The organism is Streptomyces ureilyticus (assembly GCF_011045025.1).
Classification (GTDB): Bacteria; Actinomycetota; Actinomycetes; order Streptomycetales; family Streptomycetaceae; genus Streptomyces; species Streptomyces ureilyticus.
This window is the reverse complement of sequence record NZ_JAAKZX010000033.1, coordinates 1-23,658: the sequence shown is the minus strand read 5'-3', so window position 1 is coordinate 23,658 and position 23,658 is coordinate 1. Positions and strand designations below refer to the sequence as shown.

The 23,658-nt window shown below is 70.7% G+C and carries 20 protein-coding genes and 1 pseudogene; 12 read left to right on the top strand and 9 right to left on the bottom strand.

Features of this window, described 5'->3' with window-relative positions; all coding sequences use genetic code 11:
* The first annotated feature begins 58 nt into the window (after nt 1-58).
* The 4 genes from G6048_RS13380 (at nt 59) to G6048_RS13365 (ending at nt 5,837) form a co-directional block, all read left to right on the top strand.
* Nucleotides 59-2,047 (top strand): hypothetical protein, encoded by a 1,989-nt coding sequence (locus tag G6048_RS13380; protein WP_165339769.1) that lies wholly within the window; start codon nt 59-61, stop codon nt 2,045-2,047.
* A gap of 72 nt (nt 2,048-2,119) precedes the next feature.
* Nucleotides 2,120-3,649 (top strand): GT4 family glycosyltransferase PelF, encoded by a 1,530-nt coding sequence (gene pelF / locus G6048_RS13375; protein WP_235989690.1) that lies wholly within the window; start codon nt 2,120-2,122, stop codon nt 3,647-3,649.
* Nucleotides 3,646-5,193 (top strand): hypothetical protein, encoded by a 1,548-nt coding sequence (locus tag G6048_RS13370; RefSeq protein WP_165339733.1) that lies wholly within the window; start codon nt 3,646-3,648, stop codon nt 5,191-5,193. The genes pelF and G6048_RS13370 overlap by 4 nt, the downstream gene beginning before the upstream one ends.
* Entirely contained in the window at nt 5,190-5,837 is a 648-nt protein-coding gene (locus tag G6048_RS13365; protein ID WP_165339732.1) for a spherulation-specific family 4 protein, read from the top strand. The genes G6048_RS13370 and G6048_RS13365 overlap by 4 nt, the downstream gene beginning before the upstream one ends.
* Before the next feature lie 120 nt (nt 5,838-5,957).
* Here G6048_RS13365 and G6048_RS13360 read toward each other — a convergent pair whose 3' ends face one another.
* Nucleotides 5,958-6,836, bottom strand: a complete 879-nt coding sequence (locus G6048_RS13360) for an adenosylcobinamide-GDP ribazoletransferase (protein ID WP_408056133.1) — start codon at nt 6,834-6,836, stop codon at nt 5,958-5,960.
* 57 nt (nt 6,837-6,893) lie between these two features.
* Between G6048_RS13360 and G6048_RS49460 the strand changes: the two genes are divergently transcribed.
* Nucleotides 6,894-7,661, top strand: a complete 768-nt coding sequence (locus G6048_RS49460; protein ID WP_235989688.1) for a hypothetical protein — start codon at nt 6,894-6,896, stop codon at nt 7,659-7,661.
* 121 nt (nt 7,662-7,782) lie between these two features.
* Here the strand turns inward: G6048_RS49460 and cobT are convergent, their stop codons facing one another.
* Nucleotides 7,783-8,904, bottom strand: coding sequence for a nicotinate-nucleotide--dimethylbenzimidazole phosphoribosyltransferase (gene cobT, locus G6048_RS13350; protein ID WP_165339729.1), 1,122 nt, complete (start codon nt 8,902-8,904; stop codon nt 7,783-7,785).
* 229 nt (nt 8,905-9,133) lie between these two features.
* Between cobT and G6048_RS13345 the strand changes: the two genes are divergently transcribed.
* Nucleotides 9,134-10,099, top strand: coding sequence for a class I SAM-dependent methyltransferase (locus G6048_RS13345; RefSeq protein ID WP_165339728.1), 966 nt, complete (start codon nt 9,134-9,136; stop codon nt 10,097-10,099).
* 75 nt (nt 10,100-10,174) lie between these two features.
* On the opposite strand, the gene G6048_RS13340 is transcribed toward G6048_RS13345, so the two are convergent.
* A complete protein-coding gene (locus tag G6048_RS13340; RefSeq protein WP_165339727.1) occupies nt 10,175-11,386 on the bottom strand; it encodes a bifunctional adenosylcobinamide kinase/adenosylcobinamide-phosphate guanylyltransferase in 1,212 nt (403 codons plus the stop codon).
* Nucleotides 11,387-11,563: 177 nt separating this feature from the next.
* On the opposite strand from G6048_RS13340, the gene G6048_RS13335 reads away from it, so the two are divergent.
* Nucleotides 11,564-11,779, top strand: coding sequence for a hypothetical protein (locus G6048_RS13335; RefSeq protein ID WP_165339726.1), 216 nt, complete (start codon nt 11,564-11,566; stop codon nt 11,777-11,779).
* A gap of 85 nt (nt 11,780-11,864) precedes the next feature.
* Here G6048_RS13335 and G6048_RS13330 read toward each other — a convergent pair whose 3' ends face one another.
* The gene (locus G6048_RS13330; protein ID WP_165339767.1) at nt 11,865-12,569 is read right to left on the bottom strand and encodes a class I SAM-dependent methyltransferase; all 705 of its coding nucleotides are present in this window, start codon (nt 12,567-12,569) and stop codon (nt 11,865-11,867) included.
* Nucleotides 12,570-12,649: 80 nt separating this feature from the next.
* Nucleotides 12,650-13,276 (bottom strand): DUF3043 domain-containing protein, encoded by a 627-nt coding sequence (locus G6048_RS13325; RefSeq protein ID WP_165339725.1) that lies wholly within the window; start codon nt 13,274-13,276, stop codon nt 12,650-12,652.
* A 301-nt stretch (nt 13,277-13,577) separates the two neighbouring features.
* Between G6048_RS13325 and G6048_RS13320 the strand changes: the two genes are divergently transcribed.
* The 5 genes from G6048_RS13320 to G6048_RS13300 all read left to right on the top strand — a co-directional run bounded on the left by G6048_RS13320 (nt 13,578) and on the right by G6048_RS13300 (nt 20,108).
* Complete coding sequence (locus tag G6048_RS13320; protein WP_165339724.1) at nt 13,578-14,408, top strand: PspA/IM30 family protein; 831 nt, start codon at nt 13,578-13,580, stop codon at nt 14,406-14,408.
* Nucleotides 14,409-14,448: 40 nt separating this feature from the next.
* Entirely contained in the window at nt 14,449-14,727 is a 279-nt protein-coding gene (pspAA, locus tag G6048_RS13315) for a PspA-associated protein PspAA (protein WP_165339723.1), read from the top strand.
* A gap of 82 nt (nt 14,728-14,809) precedes the next feature.
* Nucleotides 14,810-16,117, top strand: coding sequence for a sensor histidine kinase (locus G6048_RS13310; protein WP_328825836.1), 1,308 nt, complete (start codon nt 14,810-14,812; stop codon nt 16,115-16,117).
* Complete coding sequence (locus tag G6048_RS13305) at nt 16,114-16,797, top strand: response regulator (protein ID WP_165339722.1); 684 nt, start codon at nt 16,114-16,116, stop codon at nt 16,795-16,797. Before G6048_RS13310 ends, G6048_RS13305 begins: the two co-directional genes overlap by 4 nt.
* A gap of 173 nt (nt 16,798-16,970) precedes the next feature.
* Complete coding sequence (locus G6048_RS13300) at nt 16,971-20,108, top strand: efflux RND transporter permease subunit (RefSeq protein WP_165339721.1); 3,138 nt, start codon at nt 16,971-16,973, stop codon at nt 20,106-20,108.
* Nucleotides 20,109-20,169: 61 nt separating this feature from the next.
* Here the strand turns inward: G6048_RS13300 and G6048_RS13295 are convergent, their stop codons facing one another.
* The 4 genes and pseudogenes from G6048_RS13295 to G6048_RS13275 all read right to left on the bottom strand — a co-directional run.
* Nucleotides 20,170-20,367 carry a DUF397 domain-containing protein gene (locus G6048_RS13295; protein WP_165339720.1) on the bottom strand — a complete coding sequence of 66 codons (198 nt, stop codon included), beginning with the start codon at nt 20,365-20,367 and terminating at the stop codon, nt 20,170-20,172.
* Nucleotides 20,346-21,191, bottom strand: coding sequence for a helix-turn-helix domain-containing protein (locus G6048_RS13290; protein WP_165339719.1), 846 nt, complete (start codon nt 21,189-21,191; stop codon nt 20,346-20,348). Before G6048_RS13290 ends, G6048_RS13295 begins: the two co-directional genes overlap by 22 nt.
* Nucleotides 21,192-21,431: 240 nt before the next feature.
* Entirely contained in the window at nt 21,432-22,403 is a 972-nt protein-coding gene (locus G6048_RS51340; RefSeq protein WP_328825859.1) for a CHAT domain-containing protein, read from the bottom strand.
* A pseudogene (locus tag G6048_RS13275) lies at nt 22,361-23,658 on the bottom strand (tetratricopeptide repeat protein); the annotation flags it as partial. The pseudogene G6048_RS13275 and the gene G6048_RS51340, both read right to left, overlap by 43 nt.

Below are 23,658 nucleotides of genomic sequence, written 5' to 3'. Positions count from 1 at the left end.
CGTGGCGCAGAGCGCGCGCAGTTGGAGAACCGTGGCCGTTTGCTTGGCGGCGGCGGGCATGCTGGCGCTGGGCCTCGGAGCCCCCGGAGCGTCCGCGGCGGAGGAGCCGCGTATTGATCTCAGGGTGCTGGTCGTCGACAACGGCGACAGCCCCGTCGGAGCCATCACCGAGGAGCTGAAGAGCACCGGCATCCCGTACACCACCGTCGATCTCGACGACCCGGACCGCCCGACGATCGACGAGGCGTTCCTCAGCGACACGGTGGAGAGTGGTGTCCCGCGCGCCAAGTTCCAAGGCGTCGTCCTGCCCAACGAGGCGCCGTTCGGGGCGGGTTCGGCCGAGCAGGCCGCCCTGGAGTCGTACGAGAGGACCTTCGGCATCCCGCAGGTCGACGCCTACACCTGGGCGCACCCCGGCGTCGGCCTCGACTACACCGACCAGGGCGGCTGGGCCGGCACGCTCGACGGCCGGGAGGCCTCGGTCACCGAGGCCGGGCAGGCGGGGTATTTCGGCTACCTCGACGGGCCGCTGAGGTTCGAGGACAACTCCGGCTCCGTTCAGGAGAGTTACGGCTACGTGGCCCGGCCGCGCGAGGGCTTCACCAGCTACGTCGACATCGCCGTGCCCGGTGGCACCGGCCGCGGCAGCCTGGTCGGCGAGTACGCCCACGACGGCCGCCGCGAACTCGTCGTGACCTTCGCGTACAACGACGACCAGCAGCAGTTCCGGGTCCTGGCCCGGGGCATCGTCGAATGGCTGACTCAGGGCGTACACCTCGGGCAGAGCAGGAACTACTTTTCCGTCCATGTCGACGACGTCTTCGCCCCCGACAGCCGCTGGGACACTGAACGCAACTGCACACCCGGCGACTTCGACTGCGTCGGCGGTGACGGCGAGGGGACCACGCCGATCCGGATGACCGCGGACGACGCGGTGTACGCCGCGCAGTGGCAGGAGAGCAGCGACTTCACCCTCGACATGGTCTACAACGCGGGCGCCGGCGAGGAGTGGAAGGCGGAGAACGGCGGCACGGACGCGCTGACCGACCGACTCCTCGCCGACAAGGACGAGTACCGCTGGATCAACCACACGTACACGCACCCCTTCCTGGGCTGCGTCCAGGACACCAGCACCGTGCCGTGGAGCTGTGCCAAGAACCCCGACGGCACGACCCAGTACATGAGCCGCGCCGAGATCTCGGCGCAGATCAGCGACAACCAGCAGTGGGCGGAACGCCACGGACTCCCGGTCGACTCCACCGAGTTGGTGACCGGGGAGCACTCGGGTCTGAAGACGCTGCCACAGCAGCCGGACGACAACCCGAACCTCGCGGGAGCCCTCGCCGACACCGGCATCGAGTGGATCGCCTCCGACAACTCCCGTGAACCGGAGCAGCGTTCGGTGGGCGCCGCGCTGACCGTGCCGCGTCATCCGATGAACGTGTACTACAACGTCGGTACGGCCGCCGAGATGACCGACGAGTACAACTGGGTCTACACCTCCGCGGCCGACGGCGGCAGTGGCGTCTGCGAGAACAACCCCACGTCCACCTGCCTGGAGGACCCGCTCGACCCGGCCACCGGATTCGAGTCGTACATCGTCCCGCAGGAGGCCCGTATCGCCCTCGGGCACGCCGTGCACAACGACCCGCGCCCGCACTACGTCCACCAGTCCAACCTGGCCGAGGACCGGCTGCTCTACCCGGTCCTGGACAAGGTGCTCGCCGACTATCGCGCGCTGTTCGCGGACAACACCCCGCTGGAGAACCCGCGGCAGAGTGCGATCGGCACGGAGTTCCAGCGCCGCGCCGACTGGCAGCAGGCCGTCGCGGACGGTGACGTCACGGCGTACCGGGTCGGCGACACGGTCACCGTCACCGCCCCGTCCGGGACCGAGATCCCGGTGACCGCGCCCCAGGGCACGCTCAAGCAACTCCCGGGCGGTACGGCTGAGTTCGGCACTCCGTACGCGGGTGAGCGCTCGGCCTGGACCACGCCGGAGAGCTCGCAGAACGCCCTCACGCTGACCGTACGAGCGTTCGCCTGACGAGAGAGCAGCGCAGCGCACAACAGACGCCCGTCCACCGAGCCGTAGACATGTTCCAGGGGGACCCCCACGATGACCACCGGCACCACCGGCCGTCATGTCACCATGCTCACGGAGGGCACGTATCCGCTGGTCCACGGCGGGGTCAGCACCTGGTGCGACCAGCTCGTGAAGGGCATGCCCGAAGTCGAGTTCAACCTCATATCGCTCGCCGGCAGCGGTCGCGAACCCGTGACCTGGGAGCTGCCGTCCAACGTCTACCAGCACACCTCCGTACCGCTGTGGGGCAGGCGACCCGGCTCCCGGCGCCCACCCCGCGGGAGCGCCCGCCGCCGCTTCCTCGACACCTACGAACGGTTCCTGCTGTCCTTCCTCGATCCCGAGGCGCACTGCGACTTCGGCGAGGCGCTCTACGAACTGGCCCAACTCGCCCGCGAGGGACGGCTGTCGGCGGCCCTGCGCACTGAGGCCGCGCTGCGCTCGCTGATGTGGATCTGGACCCTGCCGCATCTGCCGACCGCCGCCGCCCGGCCCACCGTGCACGACGCGCTGACCGCGACCGACCTGCTGGAGCACGCACTGCGCCCGCTCGGCGTACGGCTCCCCGAGGGCTCCGTCTCGCACTGCACCGGCAGCGGCCTCGCCACCCTCCCGGCCCTGGCCGCAAGGGAGTTGGACGGCATACCCCTTCTGCTCACCGAGCACGGCATCTACCTGCGCGAGCGCTATCTCGGCTACCGCAGCGAGGAACAGCGCTGGCCCGTCAAGGCTCTGATGCTCGGCTTCTACCGCGAGCTCAACACTCTCGGCTACAAGTCAGCCGAGCTGATCACCCCGTGCAACCAGTACAACCGCCGCTGGGAGGAACGCGGCGGCGCCGACCCCGACAAGATCCGTACCGTCTACAACGGCGTGGACCCGGGCGCCTTCCCGCATGCCGGACCCGAGCCCGAGGTGCCTACGCTCACCTGGTGCGGCCGTATCGACCCCATCAAGGACCTGGAGACACTGATCCGCGCGTACGCCATGGTGCGCGCCGAACTCCCCGAGACCAGGCTGCGGTTGTTCGGTCCCGTGCCGGCCGGGGGAGAGGCGTACAAGACCCGGCTGGAGAAGCTCGCCGCCGAGCTCGGTGTGACGGACGGGCTCAGCTTCGAGGGGCGGATCAGTGAGGTGTGGCGGGCGTACGCGGCCGGGCATGTGGTGATGCTGTCGTCGATCTCGGAGGGCTTCCCCTTCTCGATCATCGAGGCCATGTCGTGCGGGCGGACCACGGTCTCCACCGACGTCGGCGGGGTGAAGGAGGCGGTCGGCGACACCGGGCTCGTAGTGCCGCCGCGTGAACCCGAGAAGATGGCCGCGGCCGCGCTCACGCTGCTCAAGGACGACGACTGGCGCCTGGCACTGGGCCGGCTGTCGCGCCAGCGCGTCATCGACCGGTTCACCCTCCGCCGCTCCGTGGACGCCTTCCGCACCATCTACCAGGAGCTCGCGGGCCTGCCCGAGGTGTACGAGCCCACCGTCGAGACCGTCGTCGACTGGACCGTCGAGCTGCGCGACCCCTGGTACCAGGCTGTCGCCACGGCAGGGACGGACTGGTGAGCGGATCGATCTCGATGCCGCCCGGCGCACCCCCCGACACCCTGCCCGCCGTACCGCGCCGAGGCCGGCCCAGCTGGGCGGGACCCGACCCGGTGGACGAACTCGCCACGCGCCTCGACGACTTCATCGCCGCCGCCGTCCACCCCGACGAGATCGCCGCGCTCCTGGAGTCCGACGGCATGTCGGACGACCAGATCCGCGAGAAGTACGGCTGCAAGAACTCCTTCTCGCTCGCCGAGGAACTGTACGCACGCGTCGAACGCCGCCACCCCGAACCGGCGGGCCCGGCCCACGACCCGTGGCGCATAGGCCTGCTGGGCTGCCTGCTCCGAGGCGTCGTCTTCGCACTGCCCGGACTCGGCTACGTCCTCGGGGCGCCCCTCCTAGCCGGCCCCGAGGGCGGCCTCGGACTCCCCGCCGGTACGGCTCCGCTGCTGGCCGGCGCCCTGTGCGGCTGGGCCTGGAACCAGGGCTTGGCCCACCGGGCGTACTCCTGGCTGGGATTGGGCGACCGCACCGCCTCCCGCCGCTCGCTCCTCCTGGGCGCTCCGGCGGGCGCTCTGCTCGGCTCCCTGGTCGCGCTGGCCGTCGCCGCGGACCACCTCGGCGCGGTCGCCTTCGCGGCCGGGCAGTCCTGTTACCTCGGAGCGGCCACCGTCCTGCTGGTGATGGGCCGCGAACGGGCCCTGCTGGCCGCCCTGCTGCCCATGACGGCCGGCGCACTGGTCGCACTGGCCCGCCCGGTGCCGGACGCCGCGAGACTGGCCCTCCTGCTGGGCTCCCTGGCCGCGGTGTCGGTGCTCGCGGTGCGTGAAGTCGCCCCGGCGGTACGGGAGTCGGGGGACGGGAAGCGGATCAGCCGGCGGGCAGGGCTCGCGGCATTGCTGCCTTTCCTGCCTTTCCGAGGCGGCACCCCGGACAGAAAGGGCAACAGAAAGGGCACACGTGCCGCGCCCTGGCTCGGCGCCTCCCTGCCGTACGCCTTCTTCGGGGTGGGCAGCGGCGTCCTCGTCGTGTACGTGGCGCTCGGCGACGTCCTGGCCGAGGGCGCCGGTTCGGACGCCGCGATCGCCGCACCGGCCGCCGTGGCGCTGACGCTGAGCATGGGGCCCGCGGAGTGGCTGCTGTACCGGTTCCGCAGCGGAAGCCTCGCCGGGCTGCGCTCCAGCCGTACGTCCCGCGCGTTCTGGCGGACCACCGCGGTCACCCTCGTGAAGTGCCTCAGCGCCTATCTCGCGGCGCTGTTCCTGCTCAGCCTCGCCACCGCCGCGCTGTGGCCCGACGCGCCCGGCCTGGGCGGCGTACGCCTCACCGCCCTGCTGCTCCTGGGCGTGGTCCTGTGGACGGGCCTGCTGCTCCAGTCCTTCGGCGCGGTCCTGAGCGCCGCCGTGGTCTGCTGCGCCGCCGGGCTCGCGCAGAGTGTGGCGCTGCTGGTGGACGGTGCGGACCCGCACCTGATCGGCCTCGTCGTGTACGCCACGGCGGCCGGCGTACTGGCGGCCCTGGTGTGCTGGCTGCTGGGCAGAGCGACGGCCCACCGGTGAGCCGTCTGCTGGTCCCGTACTACGAGCACCCGTCCGTCCGCCCCGCCGAATGGGAGGCGATCGTCGCCGCCGCGCCCCGCCTCTACGGGGTTGTGCTCAACCCGGCCAGCGGCCCCGGGGAGGTGCCCGATCCGGCGTTCGCGGAGATCGCACAGCGGCTGCGAGCGGCCGACGTCCGGGTCTTCGGGTACGTCGACACCGCTTACGGCCGCCGCCCGCGCGCCGAGGTCGTCGCCGACCTGACCCGACACCGCACCTGGTACGACACGAACGGCGCGTTCCTCGACCAAGTAGCCACTGGGCTGGGCGAGTTCGGCTACTACCAGCGGCTCGCCACGGCCGCCTGGGGCGCGGGTTGCGACACCCTGGCGTTCAACCACGGGGCGCCACCGCATGCCGCGTACGGCAGGGTCGCGGACGTCCTGGTCACCTTCGAGGGTCCGTGGGAGACGTACCGGAGTCTGCGCCCGGATCCTTGGCCGGGCGGTACGGGCACCCGCCTGTGCCACCTCGTGTACGGGGCGCCGGCGGGTGCCCGCGTCGGCGAGTTGGCGCATGCGCGCGGGGCGACGGTGCACTGCGCGGTGCCGGGGGCGGGCGCACATCCGTGGGGGACGCTGCCGCATGCGCTGGGGCTGGGGTGAGGGGTGATTCGCCCCCGCCGCCCCTACCCGTCCCGTACCAAGGGGCTCCGCCCCTGGTGGGGTCTGGGGCGGAGCCCCAGGGATGGGAATGGGTCGGGGCGGCGGGGGCGAGAAACCCCCTCAGCCCAGCACCAGAACGACCAGCGCGGTCGTCGCCGCCGTCTCCGCCAGCGCGCCGAACACGTCACCCGTGACGCCGCCGAGGCGGCGGACACAGTGGCGGAGCAGAAGTTCGGCCGCCGCGCAGGCGACGAGTACGGCGAGCGCGCCGCGTACGACGCCGTACATCCCGTCGTACGCCCCCAGGAGCGCACCGATGGCCGTGACGACGGCCCCCACGAGCAGCGCCCCCCGCAGGGGAACCGTGCCCGCGACGGCAGCACCCAGCCCCTCGGGCCGAGCCGCAGGCGTCGCCACACGGGCGCCGAGGGTGAGCGCAAGCCGCGCGACGGTCGCCGAGACGACGGCCGCGAACATCCCGCCGGTCCAGGAGGCCCCGTACGCCTGGGAGAGCGCCGCCACCTGCGCCAGCAGCACGAAGAGCAGGGCGATGACGCCGAACGGCCCGATGTCCGATTGCGTCATGATGCGCAACGCGTCCGCGGCGGGCTTGCCGCTGCCCAGCCCGTCCGCCGTGTCGGCGAGCCCGTCGAGGTGGAGACCACGGGTGAGGACGGCGGGTACCGCGGCCGTGGCCACGGCCGCGAGCAGCGGACCGGCGCCCAGCAGCAGGAACAGCCCGCCGGTCACGGCCGCGCACAGGCCGACGGCCAGCCCCGCGACGGGTGCGCAGAGCATGCCCGCGCGGGCGGCCTCACGGTCCCAGCGCGACACGGCGACGGGGAACACGGTGAGCGTGCCGAAGGCGAACCGGAGGCCGTCCGGCCATGGGGTCCCGGACGTCTGGGCCGTCTCGGGTGTCTCGGACGGCTCGGGCGCGGGCTGGTTCTCCGGCTCGTTCTCGGAGTCGTACGCGGGTTCGTTCTCCGGCTTGGACACGGGCCGCAGAGTACGGCACAGCGGGCAGCGGGCCGGATCCGGTCGCAGGATGGGGTCATGGGTGACTGGTGGTACCGGAACATCTACGAGCCGGGGAAGCTGCCCCTGCTGCTGGCGCTCGCCTCGTTCGTGCTCACCTTCGTGATCACGCGCGTCATCACCCGGCTCATCCGCGCGGGCAAGGGCCCGTTCCGCAACGTCAAGACCGGCGGCGTACACGTCCACCACGTCGTCCCCGGCGTCATCCTGACGGTCGTCGGCGGCTTCGGCTCGGTGGCGGGCGGGGGGTATGGCTTCGGCTCGGGGATGTGCGCGGTCCTCTTCGGGATGGGCGTGGGCCTGATGCTCGACGAGTTCGCGCTGATCCTGCATCTCGACGACGTCTACTGGAGCGAGCAGGGCCGCAAGAGCGTCGAGGTCGTGGCGGTCACGGCGGCGTTGGTGGGCCTGGTCCTCCTCGGCTTCGTGCCGTTCGGCGTCAACGACCTCAGCGAGAACGAACTCCAGGACCGCGGCGCCGCCATCAGCACCGTGGCCGGAAACTTCCTCATCGCCCTCCTCGCCCTCGCCAAGGGCAAGGCCCGTCTCGCGATCTTCGGCGTGATCGTCCCGCTCATCGCCCTGATCGGCGCCGTCCGCCTGGCCCGCCCCGGCTCCGCCTGGGCCAAACGCTTCTACCGCAACCGCCCACGAGCCCGCGCCAGATCAAGCCTCCGCGCCTACCGCCACGACCGCCGCTGGTCCGGCCCCCGCCGCAAGCTGGAAGACTGGATCGGCGGCAGACCGGACCCGACTCCGAAGCCTGGAGCGGCCCCCCGCCCCTAGGGAGGCCGAAGGCCTCTTCAGGGGCGCGGGGCTGTATCGATTTGCGGCTCCGCCGCGTGGGCCCGACAAGCCACAACGAACCCGCAGCTTCGAAACTGCCCAACCCAGCGGAGCGGCGCGCTCAGACCCCGTCAGGGCCCTGCGCCTCCAAGGGCTCGGGATCCTCCGGATCCTCCGACCCCTTCGACTCCTCCGGCTCGGACTCCTCCGGAAGCTCCGCGGCCAGCGCAGCCGCCGCCTGGACCAGCGGCAGAGCAAGCAGCGCCCCGGCGCCCTCGCCCACCGTGACCCCATGGTCGAGCAGCGGCTCAAGGGCCATGCGATCAAGGGCCTTCGCCTGCGCCGGCTCCCCGCTGTTCTGCCCCGCGAGCCACCAGTCGGGAGCACGGAAAGCAACCCGCTGCCCCACCAGCGCACACGCGGCCGAGACAACGCCGTCAAGGATCACCGGCGTCTTGCGCACCGCACTCTGCAACAGAAAACCGGTCATCGCGGCCAGGTCGGCACCGCCCACCGTCGCGAGCAACTGCAACTGATCCCCGAGCACGGGCCGCGCCCGCCGCAGCGCGTCCCGGACGGCCGCACACTTACGCATCCAGGCCAGATCGTCGATCGCCCGCCCACCGCGTCCGGTGACCACAGAGGCATCGGTCCCGCACAGCGCGGCGATCAGTACGGCCGCGGCCGTAGTCCCGCCCACGCTCACATCCCCGAGGACGACCAGATCGGTCCCGGAGTCCGCCTCCGCGTCCGCGAGAGCGACCCCCGCACGGAACGCCGCCTCCGCCTCCTCGATGGTCAGCGCGTCCTCCACGTCGATCTGCCCTGAGCCACGCCGCACCCGATGCCGTACGACCTCGTCGGGCAGCGTCTCCGGCTCGCAGTCGAGCGCCATGTCGACCACCCGTACGGGCACGCCCAGCCGCCGGGCCAGCACCGCCCCGGGACTCGCGCCGTCGAGCACGGCCCTGACCAACTGGTCCGCACTGCCGGGCGCCCGTGCGGAGACACCGAGTTCGGCCACCCCGTGGTCACCCGCGAACAACAGCACACGCGGACGCTCGATCGCCCGCACCGGCACGGCCGACTGCGCGGCCGCCAGCCACTCACCCAGTTCGTCGAGTCGCCCGAGGGACCCGGGCGGCACGATCTGCCGCTCCCGGCGCGCCTCGGCGTCACGGCGCACCCCGCCGTCGGGACGCTCGATCAGATCGGAGAAGTCGTCGAGATTAAGCGAGCTCATTCGCCGAACAGTACCGGCAGCGTCCGCAGCCGACCTTGGACGGTCCGCCCGTACGACACGGCCTCCGGGCAGCACTGTCAGAGCCTCTGTCGCAGTACGTAACGCAACGGCTCCACAACGTGATTGCATCGGCGAGGGTGATCCCATACGTTCCGGTTTGCAGCGGATTGCCGTACGAGTCGTACCGGCCGTACGGGTCCCATCGCGTCGTTCTTGGCAGGAGCCGCCCATGCCCCCCACACCGCACACCACCGCCGCGCACCGCACCGCGTATCGCGCCGAACTCGCCCTGGACACCGGCGAGTTCCACGAACCACGCAGGCCCGACTGCCCCTGGTGCGGCTCACGGCGGCTGCGCACCCTGCTGCGTACACCGGACCTGCTCCAGCACAAGCCCGGCACCTTCGTCCTCGAGGAATGCCGGGACTGCGCCCACGCCTTCCAGAACCCCCGCCTCACCGCCGAGGCTCTGGCCTACTACCGCCGGGACTTCCCTCAGGACACCCTGCCGGTACGCATCCTCCGCACCCGGGCCGGACGCGGACGCCACCTCGCCGTGGCCCGCGCGATGCTCCCGTATCCCGAGCCCGAGAGCTGGCTGGACGTCGGCACCGGATTCGGCCGGTTCCCGGCCGCCGCCAGGGAGGTGCACCCGTACACGGCCTTCGACGGAACCGACCCGAGTGGACGCGTCGAGCGGGCGCGGGCGCTGGGTCGTATCGAGGAGGCATACCGCGGTCGGTTGCCCGACCTCGTGGAGCGGCTGCGGGCCCGCTACGACGTGGTGAGCATGCTCCACCACCTGGAACACAGCCCCGACCCGCGCGAGGAACTGCGCGCCGCGCTCGCCACGCTGCGGCCCGGCGGACATCTGCTGGTCGAAGTCCCGGACCCCGGCTGCTGGTTCGGCACACTGCTCGGCAAGTGGTGGCTGTCGTACGGGCAGCCGCGGCATCTGCACCTCGTGCCGCTGAGCAATCTGCTCGACGAACTCGACGGGCTCGGCTGCACGGTGGTCTGTGTCGACCGGTGCGCGCCGCATGTGCCGTACGACCTCACCGGAGCGGTGGCGCTCCGCTTGGCCGGCCGTTTTGCTCCTGTGCTGGCCGCTCCGTTCGCCCTGGACCACGCCCTTGCCCCGCTGCTGCGCCGCACCCGCTTCTCCAACGCGTACCGCGTGATCGCGCGGCGCTGAGCCTCGCACCGCTCCGCGGCGTTTTCCCACCTACCCGCCCGCCCGTTTGCGGCCGCTCCGCGGCCCCTTACGCCCTCACCCCCGCAGCGGCAGCGCCTGCCCCGCCACCACCAACAACACGTGCTCGCACTCCGCCGCGAACCCCGCGTTCAACCGGCCCAGCTCATCCCGGTAACGGCGCCCGGAAGGCGTGGCCGGGACGATCCCCGACCCCACCTCGTTGGAGACGGCGACAACGGTGCGGCGGGTCTCGCGGACGGCGGACGTCAGCTCCTCGACCCGCGCCCGCAGGGCGTTCTCGCCCCCACCCGCCCACTCGTCGTCGTCCCAGGCGTCGACGGAGTCCATCGCGTCCGTCAGCCACAGCGACAGACAGTCGATGAGCAGCGGCGGCCCGTCCTCCTTCAGCAGCGGTACGAGATCGCAGGTCTCGGCGGTACGCCAGGAACCTGGACGCCGCTCACGATGGGCACTCACCCGGGCCGCCCACTCGCCGTCCCCGTCGCGGGTGCCACCGGTCGCCACGTACAGCACATCCGGGAAGGCCTCCAGACGCCGTTCCGCCTCCACGGACTTCCCGGACCGCGCCCCGCCGAGGACCAGCGTCCGGCGCGGTACGTCGGGGACGTCCTCGTACACCCCCACGGTCAGCGTCGTCCCGTCAGGCACCGCCCGCGCCCCCGCCGCCGCGAGCCGCCGCCGCAGTTCGGGGCCCGGCGGCACATCGTGGTCGACATGCACCGCGATCACGTCGGTCGCGGGCCCGGCGGCCCCGGCCGCGCGCAACCGGGCCAGCGCGTCCGGCCGCCCGAGCACATCGGCGACCACCATGTCGTACGACTCGTCCGCCGCACCGTCCCCCACAGCGAGCCCCGAGGGTGCCGCGCCCGGCGGCAGATACAGCAGCCGCTGCCCGTCGGGCCCGGTCACCGCGTACCCCGTCCCGGGTGCGTCCAGCGCCACCGCCCGCACCCGGTGCCCGGTGAGCAGCGCAAGCTCCCGCCCGTCCGGTACGCGCCCGGGCTGCGGCAGTCCCGCGGGCACTTCGACCGCCGGCCCGTCGTGCGGGTGCGACAACAGCACCTGCCGTACACCGGCCAGCGACCGCCCCACCCGGGCGGCCGCGAACGCCGCCCCGGGAGTCAGGTCGAGCAACAACGTGCCGTCGACGAGAACGGCGGTGGCGGCCCGCGCATCCCGCCCGAGCGCGGCCGCGCAGGCCGCACACGGGCAACCGGGGCGGGGCAGACCATCGGGAGCACCGGTCCCGAGCAGAGTGATGTCCACGGGGTTGATTTTTCCGCCTCGGCCACCGCATGCGCGACAGGGGTCCCCTGAGAGTCCCCTTAGAGGCGCACCCTTTGGAGGCGCGAACCCCGAACCTGCGGCGGAACGCCTAGTCTGGGCCGTAACCCGATCTTGCTCGGTACTTGTTCGGTACTGGTTCGGTACTTGGGAGGCGACATGGCGGCATGGACGTGGCGGTTCGAGAAGGCCGACGGGGCGGAGGTCCAGCCCGCGGTACAGCCCGAGGAGTTCACCACGCAGGGCGACGCCGAGTCCTGGCTCGGTGAGCACTGGAAGGCGCTGGCCGACGGGGGAGCGGACCAGGTCCGGCTGTTCGAGGACGCCACGGAGATCTACGGCCCGATGAGCCTGCACGCGGAGGCTTCTTCGTAGCTCCGTAGACGTACCGCAATCAGCAAAGTGGCCGCGACCGTACGAACGGTCGCGGCCACCAGCGCTTCAAGGTGCCCCAGGCGCCTCAGCCCCGCACCCCGCACAAGTGCAGCAACGCCGCCACCCCCCGATACGGATCCGTCCGCCCGGCCCGCTCCTCGGCGGCCAGCAGCGCCTCCACATCGTCCGGAACGGGCGCGTCGTCCGCGGCCAGATCCGTGAAGACCCGCACCCCGTACCAGGCGTGCAACGGCGCCCCGATCCCGGCCAGCGTGCCGGTGAGCACGTCGAGCCGGTCCGCGCGTACGTCGAGGCCGAGCCGGTTCGTATAGGCGCTCGTCCCGAACGCGGCCAGCGCACCGGGCCAGTCACCGGCGAGGCCCGGCCGCATCGCGAGGGCGTCGCCGTTCCGCACGAGCAGCGACAGCAGTCCGCCGGGGGCCAGCATCCGGGCCAGGCCTGCGACCAGGGCGTCGGGCTCCTCGACGTACATGAGGACGCCGTGGCACAGCACCACATCGAAACTGCCCGGCAGGAAGTGGACGCCGGTCTCCCGCCCGTCCCCCTCGAACAGCCGTACCCGGCTGCGGATCCCCTCCGGCTCGGCGGCGAGCGCCTCGCGGGCCGTGGCGACCATCGTCGGGTCCTGCTCGAGTCCGGTGACCTTGTGCCCGGCCCGCGCCAGGCGGAGCGCCTGGGTGCCCTGGCCCATGCCCACGTCGAGCACCCGCAGCCGCTGTCCCACAGGGAACCGCCCGGCTATCTGCTCATCGAGCTGCCGGGTGACCAGTTCCTGCCGTACGACATCCCGTAATCCGCCCAGCTTGCTCAGCCAGGCATCCGCCGCACCGCCCGCGAAAGCCTGCGCGCTCAGGGCCGCTCTCCGCGCTTGACCTGCGGCTTCGGCAGCCGGAGGCGACGCATCTGGAGGCTGCGCATCAGCGCGTAGGCGACGGCGCCGCGCTTGGACTCGTCGGGGAGGCGCTCGTTGAGCTGCCGCTTCAGGCGGATCGCGATGCCGATCGAGTCGACCACGATCATCACGATGACGAAGAGCCACAGCAGCAGAGCGATGTTCTGCAACTGCGGGATCTGCACCATGCTCAGTACGAGGATGACCACGGCCATCGGCAGGAAGAACTCGGCGACGCAGAAACGTGAGTCGACGAAGTGGCGTGCGTACTTCCGCACGGGTCCCTTGTCGCGGGCCGGTAGATAGCGCTCGTCGCCGCTGGCCAGCGCCTCGCGCTGTTTCGCCAGCGCACGGCGGCGGTCCTCGCGCTGCTGCTTGGCCGCCTCCTTGCGGTTCGTCGGCGTACTGGCGACGCTGCGGCGCTGGGACTGGGCCTCACTGCGTTTGGGCGTGGGGCGTCCCTTGGGGGCCTGGGGGTCGCGGGGCTGCTTGGAGTCGGTCACCGGCGCCTTGTCGGCGAGGGCCTTCTCTTCCTTGGCACGGCTACGGAACACAAAACCCAAGGGTACGGGGTCACCAGGCATGGACCACAGTCCTGCGGGGAACGATCCGGCAACACCGGTCGTCTGTAGGGGCACAGGGGGGACACAGAGAGGGCGTTGCCGACGGTTCGCCCCCAGTGCGCCTGAGGTAATCCCGACCTTGTCCCGTACCTAACCCTGGGAGGCATCTACTCCCTACGCCGGAGCGGTGCCGAAAACAGTCGTCCTTGGGGATGAGCGCATCCGTCCCCGAACAGTGCGGTAATGGATGCAGAGCCCGTACCGTGGGTTCTGTTGCAGTCGCTGGAGCTGGAAGTCCGTCAGAAGGGGGCGCGCGAAGCCCATGAGCGGTGTCATGAAGCGTATGGGGATGATCTTCCGCGCGAAGGCGAACAAGGCCCTTGACCGGGCCGAGGACCCGCGCGAAACCCTCGACTACTCGTACCAGAAGCAGCTGGAGCTGCTGCAGAAGGTGCGCCGCGGAGTCGCCGACGTGGCGACCTCCCGCAAGCGCCTGGAGCTGCAGCTCAACCAGCTCCAGAGCCAGTCCTCGAAGCTGGAGGACCAGGGCCGCAAGGCCCTCGCCCTCGGCCGCGAGGACCTGGCGCGTGAGGCGCTGTCGCGCCGTGCCGCGCTCCAGCAGCAGGTCACGGACCTGGAGACGCAGCACCAGACCCTCCAGGGAGAGGAGGAGAAGCTCACGCTCGCCGCGCAGCGGCTGCAGGCCAAGGTCGACGCCTTCCGTACGAAGAAGGAGACCATCAAGGCCACGTACACCGCGGCCCAGGCACAGACCAGGATCGGCGAGGCCTTCTCCGGGATCTCCGAGGAGATGGGCGACGTCGGCCTGGCCATACAGCGCGCCGAGGACAAGACGGCGCAGCTCCAGGCCCGCGCCGGCGCCATCGACGAACTGCTCGCCTCCGGTGCCCTCGACGACTCCTCCGGGCTGGCCAAGGACGACATTCAGAGCGAGCTGGACCGGCTCTCCGGTGGCACGGACGTGGAGCTGGAACTCCAGCGGATGAAGGCGGAGCTGGCCGGCCCGTCGACGCCTCAGCAGGCGATCGAGGGCGGTACGGGCAATACTTCGGGGCAGGCGCAGTCCCAGGACCAGTCGCAGTCAGGGTCACAGGATCAGCCTCGGGACACCCCGCGCTTCGACAAGCAGTGAGTCCCACGCCGTAGCAGTCCCACGCCTTGAGGAGGGCGTCGTGATCGTACGGATCATGGGGGAGGGACAGGTGAAGCTGGACAACGCCCACTTCGCCGAACTGAACAAGCTGGACGACGAACTCCTCGCGGAGATGGAGTCCGGCGACGAAGAGGGCTTCCGGCGCACGCTGGGAGCACTCCTCGAAGCAGTACGCCGCCTGGGCACGCCCCTTCCCGACGACGCCCTGGAGCCTTCGGAACTGATCCTCCCGTCCCCGGACGCAACCCTGGAGGAAGTCAGGGAGATGCTGAGCGAGGACGGCCTGATTCCGGGCTAGCCGCTCCAGTTCCGGTGCAGGGAGCCTCCGGCTACCGTTACCACCAGTTCCGCCCCACGCAGTGGCCCCGTACGGTGAACGCGTGAGCACAATCAAGCGCACCGCAACCTGGCTGCGGACGCACCCGCTGGCAGCGGACGGCGCGCTGGCAGCAGCCGTACTGGCGATCATGATCGTCGCGTCGTTCGCAGCTCCCGAGGAGCACGGCGACGGCAAAACCTGGGGCACGCAGGCACCCGACGCGCTGGGCTTCACCCTGATGACGCTGGCCGGCGTCACCCTGGCCTTCCGCCGCCGCGGCCCCCTCCCGGTACTCGCGGTGACGGGCGCCCTCACCGTCATCGAGCTGGTCAGCGGCGACCCGCGGACTCCGGTCGCCATGTCCGCCGTGGTCGCCCTTTACACGGTGGCGTCGGCGACCGACCGGCCCACCACCTGGCGGGTCGGCCTGCTCACCATGACCGTCCTGACGGGCGTCGCGATGCTCGCCGGCTCCATGCCCTGGTACGAGCAGGAGAACCTCGGCATCTTCGCCTGGACCGGCATGGCCGCCGCCGCGGGCGACGCGGTGCGCAGCCGCCGCGCCTTCGTGCACGCCATAAGAGAGCGTGCCGAACGCGCCGAACGCACCCGTGAGGAAGAGGCCCGCCGCCGCGTCGCCGAGGAACGCCTCCGCATCGCGCGGGATCTGCACGACGTCGTCGCCCACCACATCGCGCTCGTCAACGTCCAGGCCGGAGTCGCCGCCCACGTCATGGACAAGCGCCCCGACCAGGCCAAGGAAGCCCTCGCCCACGTACGCGAGGCCAGCCGCTCCGCGCTCAACGAACTCCGCGCGACCGTCGGCCTGTTGAGGCAGTCCGGCGACCCCGAGGCACCCACCGAACCGGCCCCGGGCCTGGACCGGCTCGACGAACTCGTCGGCACCTTCCGCAACGCGGGCCTGCCCGTCGAGGTGGCCCGCACCGACCAGGGCACCGCCCTGCCCGCGGCCGTCGACCTGGCCGCGTACCGGATCATCCAGGAAGCCCTCACCAATGTGCGCAAGCACGCGGGTACGGAGGCGAAGGCCGAGGTCAGCGTCGTACGCGTGGGGCCGAACGTGGAGATCACCGTGCTGGACAACGGGCCCGGCGACGACGCCGAGGCCCGGCAGGACAAGAACGGCGGGCACGGGCTGCTCGGCATGCGCGAGCGGGTCACCGCGCTCGGCGGCAGCTGCACCGCCGGACCCCGCTACGGAGGCGGCTTCCGCGTCCATGCGATCCTGCCGGTCAAGAGCCGCACCGAGGACACGGCCGGGCGCACGACCGGAGGCACCGCCTCGGCGAACGTGCCGTCGACGACTGCGGCATCCAGGAGAACGGCACCCACGGGGGACCCCGCATGACCATCCGCGTCCTGCTCGCCGACGACCAGGCCCTGCTGCGGAGCGCGTTCCGCGTCCTGGTCGACTCCGAGCCCGACATGGAGGTCGTCGGCGAGGCCTCGGACGGCGCCGAAGCGGTGCGGCTCGCGCGCGAGGAGCGGGCCGACGTCGTCCTGATGGACATCCGTATGCCCGGCACGGACGGTCTCGCCGCCACCCGGCTGATCAGCGCCGACCCCGGCCTCACGCACGTACGCGTGGTCATGCTGACGACCTTCGAGGTCGACGAGTACGTGGTGCGGTCCCTGCGGGCCGGCGCCTCCGGCTTCCTCGGCAAGGGGGCCGAGCCGGACGAGTTGCTCAACGCCATCCGGGTCGCGGCGAGCGGCGAGGCGCTGCTGTCGCCGGTGGCCACCAAGGGGCTGATCGCCAAGTTCCTCGCGCAGGGCGACGGAGCGGACGGCGACCGGGACCCCGCCCGCGCCGAACGCCTCGCCGCGCTGACCGGCCGCGAACGCGAGGTCCTCGTCCAGGTCGCGGGCGGCCACTCGAACGACGAGATCGCCGAACGCCTCGAGGTCAGCCCGCTCACCGTGAAGACCCACGTCAACCGCGCCATGGCCAAGCTGGGCGCCCGCGACCGGGCCCAACTGGTCGTCATCGCCTACGAGTCGGGGCTGGTACGTCCAAAGGTGGAGTGAGCTCCGGCCGCCCGTACTGCGCCCGCAGTAGGGGCCGGATAAGGAACGAGACCTGGGAGCGACGGATCGGCTCTCGACGGTGGCTCAGGGTGTAGGGGTGGGCGCTCACATGCGCCCTTCTTGCCGCTCCAGCACACAGCCACCCCCAGCCACAGAAGAGAGATCCGCCACTCATGTCCTGGCTGTCCAGGTTCAGCCTCGCGCAACGGGCCCTGATCGGGCTGATGTCGATCGTCGCGTTAGCTTTCGGAGCGATCGCGATCCCGCAGCTCAAGCAGCAGTTGCTGCCCACCATCGAACTGCCCGTGGTGTCGGTGCTCGCGCCGTACCAGGGTGCGTCCCCCGACGTCGTCGAGAAGCAGGTCGTCGAGCCCATCGAGGACAACCTCGAAGGCGTCGACGGCATCTCCGGCGTCACCTCCACCGCCAGCGAGGGCAACGCCCTGATCATGGCGTCCTTCGACTACGGCAACGACACCGAGCAACTCGTCGCCGACGTCCAGCAGGCCGTCAACCGCGCCCGCGTCCAGCTCCCGGACGACGTGGACCCGCAGGTCGTCGCCGGTTCCACGGACGACATCCCGACCGTCGTCCTCGCCGTCACCTCCGACAAGGACCAGCAGGCCCTCTCGGACCAGCTCGACCGCACGGTCCTGCCCGAGCTGCGCGACATCGACGGCGTCGGCCAGGTCACGGTCGACGGCGTACGGGACCTCGAGGTCACCGTCACGCCCGACGACGCCGAGATGGCGCGCGCGGGGGTCAACCCCGCCGTCCTCGGCCAGGCTCTCCAGGCCGGCGGCGCGACCGTCCCGGCCGGCTCCTTCGACGAGAACGGCAGCAACCGAACCGTCCAGGTCGGCGGCGGCTTCACCTCCCTCAAGCAGATCCAGGACCTGATGGTCACCGGCGAGGGCGTCAAGAAGCCCGTACGCCTCGGGGACATCGCCACGGTCGAAGAGCAGCCCGCCACGGCGCAGTCCATCACCCGCACCGACGGCAAGCCCAGCCTCTCCGTGGCGCTGACGATGGACCACGACGGCAGCGCGGTCGCCATCTCCGACGCGGTCCAGGACAAGCTGCCGGACCTGCGCAAAGACCTCGGCTCCGGCTCGACGATCACCGTGGTCAGCGACCAGGGCCCGGCGGTCTCCAAGTCCATCTCGGGCCTGACCACCGAGGGCGCGCTCGGCCTGCTGTTCGCGGTCGTGATCATCCTGGTCTTCCTGGCCTCGGTCCGCTCGACCCTCGTCACCGCGGTCTCGATCCCGTTGTCGGTGGTCCTCGCGCTGATCGTCCTGTGGACCCGGGACCTCTCGCTCAACATGCTGACGCTGGGCGCCCTGACCATCGCGATCGGCCGCGTCGTCGACGACTCGATCGTGGTCCTGGAGAACATCAAGCGCCACCTCGGCTACGGCGAGGAGCGCCAGGAGGCGATCCTCAAGGCGGTACGGGAGGTCGCGGGCGCGGTCACGTCCTCCACTCTCACGACGGTCGCCGTCTTCCTCCCGATCGGCCTGACCGGCGGCATGGTCGGCGAACTGTTCGGCTCCTTCAGCCTGACCGTGACGGCGGCGCTGCTGGCCTCGCTGCTCGTCTCGCTGACGGTCGTACCGGTGCTCTCGTACTGGTTCCTGCGCGCCCCCAAGGGCACACCCGCGGACGCCGACGAGGCCCGCCGCAAGGCCGAGGAGAAGGAGGCCCGCAGCCGACTCCAGCGCAGTTACGTCCCTGTCCTGCGGTTCGCCACCCGGCGCCGCCTCACCAGCGTGGCCATCGCGATCGTCGTCCTCATCGGCACGTTCGCCATGGCGCCCCTGCTGAAGACCAACTTCTTCGACCAGGGCGAGCAGGAAGTCCTCACCGTCAAGCAGGAGTTGAAGCCCGGCACCAGCCTGGCGGCGACCGACGCGCAGGCCAAGAAGGTCGAGCAGCTGCTCGACGACGTGCAGGGCGTCGAGGACTACCAGGTCACGGTCGGCTCGTCCGGCTTCCTGGCCGCGTTCGGCGGGGGCACGGACTCCAACCAGGCCTCGTACACCGTCAAGGTCGCGGACTCGGCCTCGTACGACGATGTCCAGGACCGCATCGAGGAAGGGCTCGGCAAGCTCTCCGGGATCGGTACGACGACGATCTCGGCCGGAGACGGCTTCGGCGCCCAGGAGCTGAGCGTGGTCGTCAAGTCCGCCGACGCCGAGGTGCTGCGCGAGGCCGCGGAGGAGGTACGGGACGCGGTCGCCGGGCTCGACGACGTCACGGACGTGACGAGCGACCTCGCGCAGTCCGTGCCGCGGATCTCCGTCAAGGCCAACTCCGAGGCCGCGGCGGCCGGGTTCAACGACACGACGCTCGGCGCGGCCGTGGCCCAGGCGGTGCGCGGCACCCCCAGCGGCACGGCGATCCTGGACGACACCGAGCGCGACGTGGTCATCAAGTCGGCGAAGCCGGCCCAGACGCTGGACGAGCTGAAGAAACTCCAGCTCGGTCCCGGTGCGGTGCTCGGTGACATCGCCACGGTGGAACTGGTCGACGGCCCGGTCTCGATGACCCGGATCGACGGTCAGCGCGCGGCGACGATCACGGCGAAGCCGACGGGCGAGAACACCGGCGCGGTGAGCGCGGACCTCACGACGAAGCTCGACGCGCTGAAGCTCCCGGACGGTGCGACGGCGGAGATCGGCGGTGTCTCCCAGGACCAGGACGAGGCGTTCGCGTCCCTGGGCCTCGCGATGCTCGCGGCGATCGCGATCGTCTTCATGCTCCTGGTGGCGACCTTCCGGTCCCTGATCCAGCCGCTGATCCTGCTGGTGTCGATCCCGTTCGCGGCAACGGGCGCGATCGGTCTGCTGGTCGCCACGGGCACCCCCATGGGCGTACCGGCGATGATCGGCATGCTGATGCTCATCGGCATCGTGGTCACGAACGCGATCGTCCTGATCGACCTGATCAACCAGTACCGCAGGCAGGGTTACGGAGTGGTCGAGGCCGTACTGGAGGGCGGCCGCCACCGGCTGCGCCCCATCCTGATGACGGCATTGGCGACGATCTTCGCCCTCCTCCCCATGGCCCTGGGCGTCACGGGCGAGGGCGGCTTCATCGCCCAGCCGCTGGCCGTGGTGGTCATCGGCGGCCTGATCACGTCGACGCTGCTGACGCTGCTGCTGGTGCCGACGCTGTACGCGATGGTGGAACTCCGCAAGGAGCGGCGGGCGAAGAAGAGGGCGGCGAAGCGGGAGAAGAAGGCCGGGGCCGCGTCCGGGTCCTCCGCAGAGGCGGAGTCCGGGGAGCCGGAGCCGGCGGGCGTCTGATGGGTTGATGGCGCCGGATCGATGGTGCCCCGCACGTTCGCGTACGGGGCACCATCGTGCGTTACGCCTTCAGGGAGTTGACGAACTCGTCCCAAGCGGCGGCTGGGACGACGAGTACGGGGCCGTGGGGGTTCTTGCTGTCGCGGACGGGGACGACGCCGGGGAAGTCGTCGGTGATCTCGACGCAATTGCCCCCGTTGGCGTTGCTGTAGCTGCTCCGCCGCCAGCGTGCGGAGTTCAGCTCGGGGGTGTGTCGCATGACTTGTAGTCCTCCATCGCCTGTCGGATCAGCTCTGCCGAGGCGGCCTGTGGGAGGGCGTTGGCGCGGAGCACTTCGTAGCGCCGCCGCCATTTCTTCACCAAGTCCCGGTCCTCGTAGAGGTGACCGACCTCGATGCCCTCTTCATAGGCCACGGTGGAGCTGTTGGGAAGGGTCAGCAGGGTCAGGGCGCCACCCATCAGGTAGTGCGCACCGGCGCTGAAGGGCATCACCTGGACCTTACTGTCCGGAGTATCCACCTGCCTGAGCAGCGAGGCCAGTTGTTTGTACATGCACTCCCTGCTGCCGAAGGGCCTTCGGAGTACCGCCTCGTCGATGATCGCCCAGCGCAGCGGGGCCTGGGCCGACCGGAGCCGGTCCTTGCGGGCCATGCGGGCGTTGACGAGTTCCTCCACCTTCTCCCGGGGCAGTTCCTCCTGGAGGCTGAGCTGTGCGTCGGCGTACTCCCTGGTCTGCAACAACCCTGGGATGACCTGTGGTTCGTAGTTCTCGATGACCTCCGCCTGCGCCTCGAAGTCCATGAACCGCCGGTACTGGTCCGGATGCGCCTCACGCTTGGCCAGTTCGTACAGCCCGTGGAAGTGCCGGTCCGTGCCGAACGCGACGTCCAGCCGGTCCGGCAGATCCGGCGGTGGCATCAACTCCGCCGTTTCGACTCGCGCGAGCGTGCTCTTGCTGGAGTTCACGATCCCCGCGAGCTGTACGAGAGACAGGCTCGCGCCCTCGCGATGGCGGCGCTGCTCGGCGCCGAAGTAGTGGCGGGCGGACAGATACGGGGTCAGGGTCTGCGGCTTGAACGTCATCGGTCTCGCCTCTCGACTGTCAGCTGTTGGCCGTTGTCGTCCCGATCTCAACGCCGGGACGGGTCACTTCTGTTGAAGCAATCTGCCATAGCGCAACGATGGCGACACACACGGTAATCAATCACCGGTGGTCATGCCCGGCAAAGGGCCAGGTTCGGAGGAGCGACAGAAGATGATGCGCGAAGGAACGGGCACCCCCTTGCGGTTGCTGCCCTGGACCACGCCGGACGGCCGCCCGTGTTACCTCAGCACGGACGACGCCGACAGCCGGCTGTCCCGTATGGCGGATGAGTTGGAGACGGAGCTGCTCGGCTCAGCCGCGTACGTCCTGGACGCGGCCAAGTCACTGCTCGACGAACCGGGCGCGGGGAAACGAGAGTTGCATTTCGCCGGTGTACGACTGGCCGAGGCGCTGGGGGACGCGTTGCGGATCGCGGCGAGCAGAGGGGCGCGGCTGCCGGAGAAGTGAGTGAGGTCAGGGCGGCGGTGGACGAACCGTTGCTTGCGGAGGCGTGCGATCGCCTCGTACTGGCGGGGTTTGACCGGTTGTCCCGGCGGGACCGGTCGTGCCTCCGGGCTGATGAGGAAGTGCGCCTCGGGGATGTGGTCTACGGCACTGTGCAGGAGCGGTGGGCCTACACAGCCGGAGAGGCTGAGCATCATGCAGGCCGTCGCATGTGCCTTGGCCACGGATGCGCCGGTGGCGAGGTTGCGGTAGAAGACGCGGGCGTAGCCGCGCGCGTGGAGGTCGGCCACCTGGGCCTGCCAGCCGATGACGGTGGGGACGGCGTCGGTGAGTTCCTTGGCGAGGCGGGCTGTCCAGCAGGCGTTGAGGATGAGCAGATGGAGGCCGGTCGCCGCGGCCGTGGTGACGCAGGTGCGCAGGCCGTCTGTCGAGACCGGGGCCTCGCCGCCGTCGTCGGTCACGAACCGGGGGCCGCCGTCGGGGGTGCCCCGGCCTGCGAAGTGGAGGACGTGGGGCGTGGTGGAGGACAGGTACTGGGCGAGGTCTTCCCAGCGGGCTGCCGGGAGGGTGTCTAGGCGGATGGTGTGGCCGTAGCGGGAGTACACGATGCTCTGTTGGACGTCGCGGTGCTCCTCCAGGACGTTGGGGGCGTTCGGGAGGGTCGGGGCTGCGGCCAGGACCAGGCACACCACGTAGGGCGGGCTCACGTGCCGGCTTGGGTGAGGGCCTGGATGAGGCGGATCCAGTGGGCAGCGTGCTGTCGGCCGTGGTGGGCGCTGAGGGTGGCCAGTTCGGAGACGAGGCGGTCGCGGGTTTCCGGGTCTGCTTCGGCTACGGCGGTGGCCAGGGCGTCGGGGTCGAGTGAATCGGGCTCGTCGGCCAGGAGGAGGGCGGCTTGGGCGTGGGTGAGGGATGACTGATCGTCGTTGAAGACCGCGCTCTCGATGGCGGAGGCGTGCCAGAGGGCGTGGGCGTTGCCTTCGTTCATCGCGTGCAGGACGTACTGCTGGAGAGTGGCACGGTCTTGGACAAGGTGGAAGGCGGTGTCGATGTCTTCCGTGCGGGCGATGTGCAGGAGAGCCGTGTGTGCCTCGGTCTCGGGGGTGGAGGGATCGGCTGCTGTGAGGGTGTCCTCGGCGGATTCGTGGAGGAACAGCTCGTTGTTCTCTTGGAAGAAGCGCTTCGAGTCGTCCCAGCTCTCGCACTCCAGCCAGGCTGTGAGCTGGTCTCTCAGGATCAGTGGGTGGAAAGCGGGGGATGGGCCATCAGAGAGGATCAGTCGCCTGAGTGTCAGGTGCCGCTCGGCGACGGGAGTGACGAGGGCGTATTCCTCCAAGGCGGTTGAGGCGGCTGAGGAGCCCAGGACGTCGGAGTGGCGCGACCAGAACTCCTGGCTGTCCGCCCAGGTGGGCGTCGACATCCATTCTTCGACCAGGTCCAGCGTCTCTTCCGGGAGTGACAGCCATTCCGGGACAGGGGCGTCAGTCTCCTGCTGCCAGATCCGCTCCAGCAGTTGGCCGTTGCCGGGCGACTCCTGGGCGTACGAGCGGAGTCTCCGCCGAGCGCGCAGGCTGGTGCTGTCGGCCTGTTCGGTCAAACTGCCGCCGAGCAGATGGATCAGCTCTCTCAGGCCGACCTCGGATGCGGGACCGGGGCGTCCGAGCCGGAAGGCTTCGCGCTCGTACTCGATCCGGCGCGTGGAGGCTGGGTGCGTCTGGGCGAGGGTGGCTGCCGTGTCTGTGTAGGCCTGGACGGCTGCTGACTCGTCGCTTGTGTTCGCCAGGTGTGCGGCGAGGTTGTTGAGGGAGCCGGCGAGGCTGGGGAGGTAGGCGGCGGGGTTGGTTTGGGCGAGTTGGGTGTAGATGCGGGTGGCTTCGTGGGCGGGTTCGAGGGCGCCTTGTCGGTCCCCGGTCTCCGCCAGGCCGATGGCGAGGTTGTTGAGGGAGGCGGCGAGGTTGGGGAGGTAGGCGGCGGGGTTGGTTTGGGCGAGTTGGGTGTAGA

Coding starts and splice junctions, on each gene's coding strand:
- G6048_RS13380 (WP_165339769.1), top strand. CDS start 59: ATGCTGGCGCTGGGCCTCGGAGCCCCCGGAGCGTCCGCGGCGGAGGAG.
- pelF (WP_235989690.1), top strand. CDS start 2,120: ATGACCACCGGCACCACCGGCCGTCATGTCACCATGCTCACGGAGGGC.
- G6048_RS49460 (WP_235989688.1), top strand. CDS start 6,894: ATGGGTGACTGGTGGTACCGGAACATCTACGAGCCGGGGAAGCTGCCC.
- cobT (WP_165339729.1), bottom strand. CDS start 8,904: ATGAGCTCGCTTAATCTCGACGACTTCTCCGATCTGATCGAGCGTCCC.
- G6048_RS13345 (WP_165339728.1), top strand. CDS start 9,134: ATGCCCCCCACACCGCACACCACCGCCGCGCACCGCACCGCGTATCGC.
- G6048_RS13335 (WP_165339726.1), top strand. CDS start 11,564: ATGGCGGCATGGACGTGGCGGTTCGAGAAGGCCGACGGGGCGGAGGTC.
- G6048_RS13325 (WP_165339725.1), bottom strand. CDS start 13,276: ATGCCTGGTGACCCCGTACCCTTGGGTTTTGTGTTCCGTAGCCGTGCC.
- G6048_RS13320 (WP_165339724.1), top strand. CDS start 13,578: ATGAGCGGTGTCATGAAGCGTATGGGGATGATCTTCCGCGCGAAGGCG.
- G6048_RS13305 (WP_165339722.1), top strand. CDS start 16,114: ATGACCATCCGCGTCCTGCTCGCCGACGACCAGGCCCTGCTGCGGAGC.
- G6048_RS13300 (WP_165339721.1), top strand. CDS start 16,971: ATGTCCTGGCTGTCCAGGTTCAGCCTCGCGCAACGGGCCCTGATCGGG.
- G6048_RS13295 (WP_165339720.1), bottom strand. CDS start 20,367: ATGCGACACACCCCCGAGCTGAACTCCGCACGCTGGCGGCGGAGCAGC.
- G6048_RS13290 (WP_165339719.1), bottom strand. CDS start 21,191: ATGACGTTCAAGCCGCAGACCCTGACCCCGTATCTGTCCGCCCGCCAC.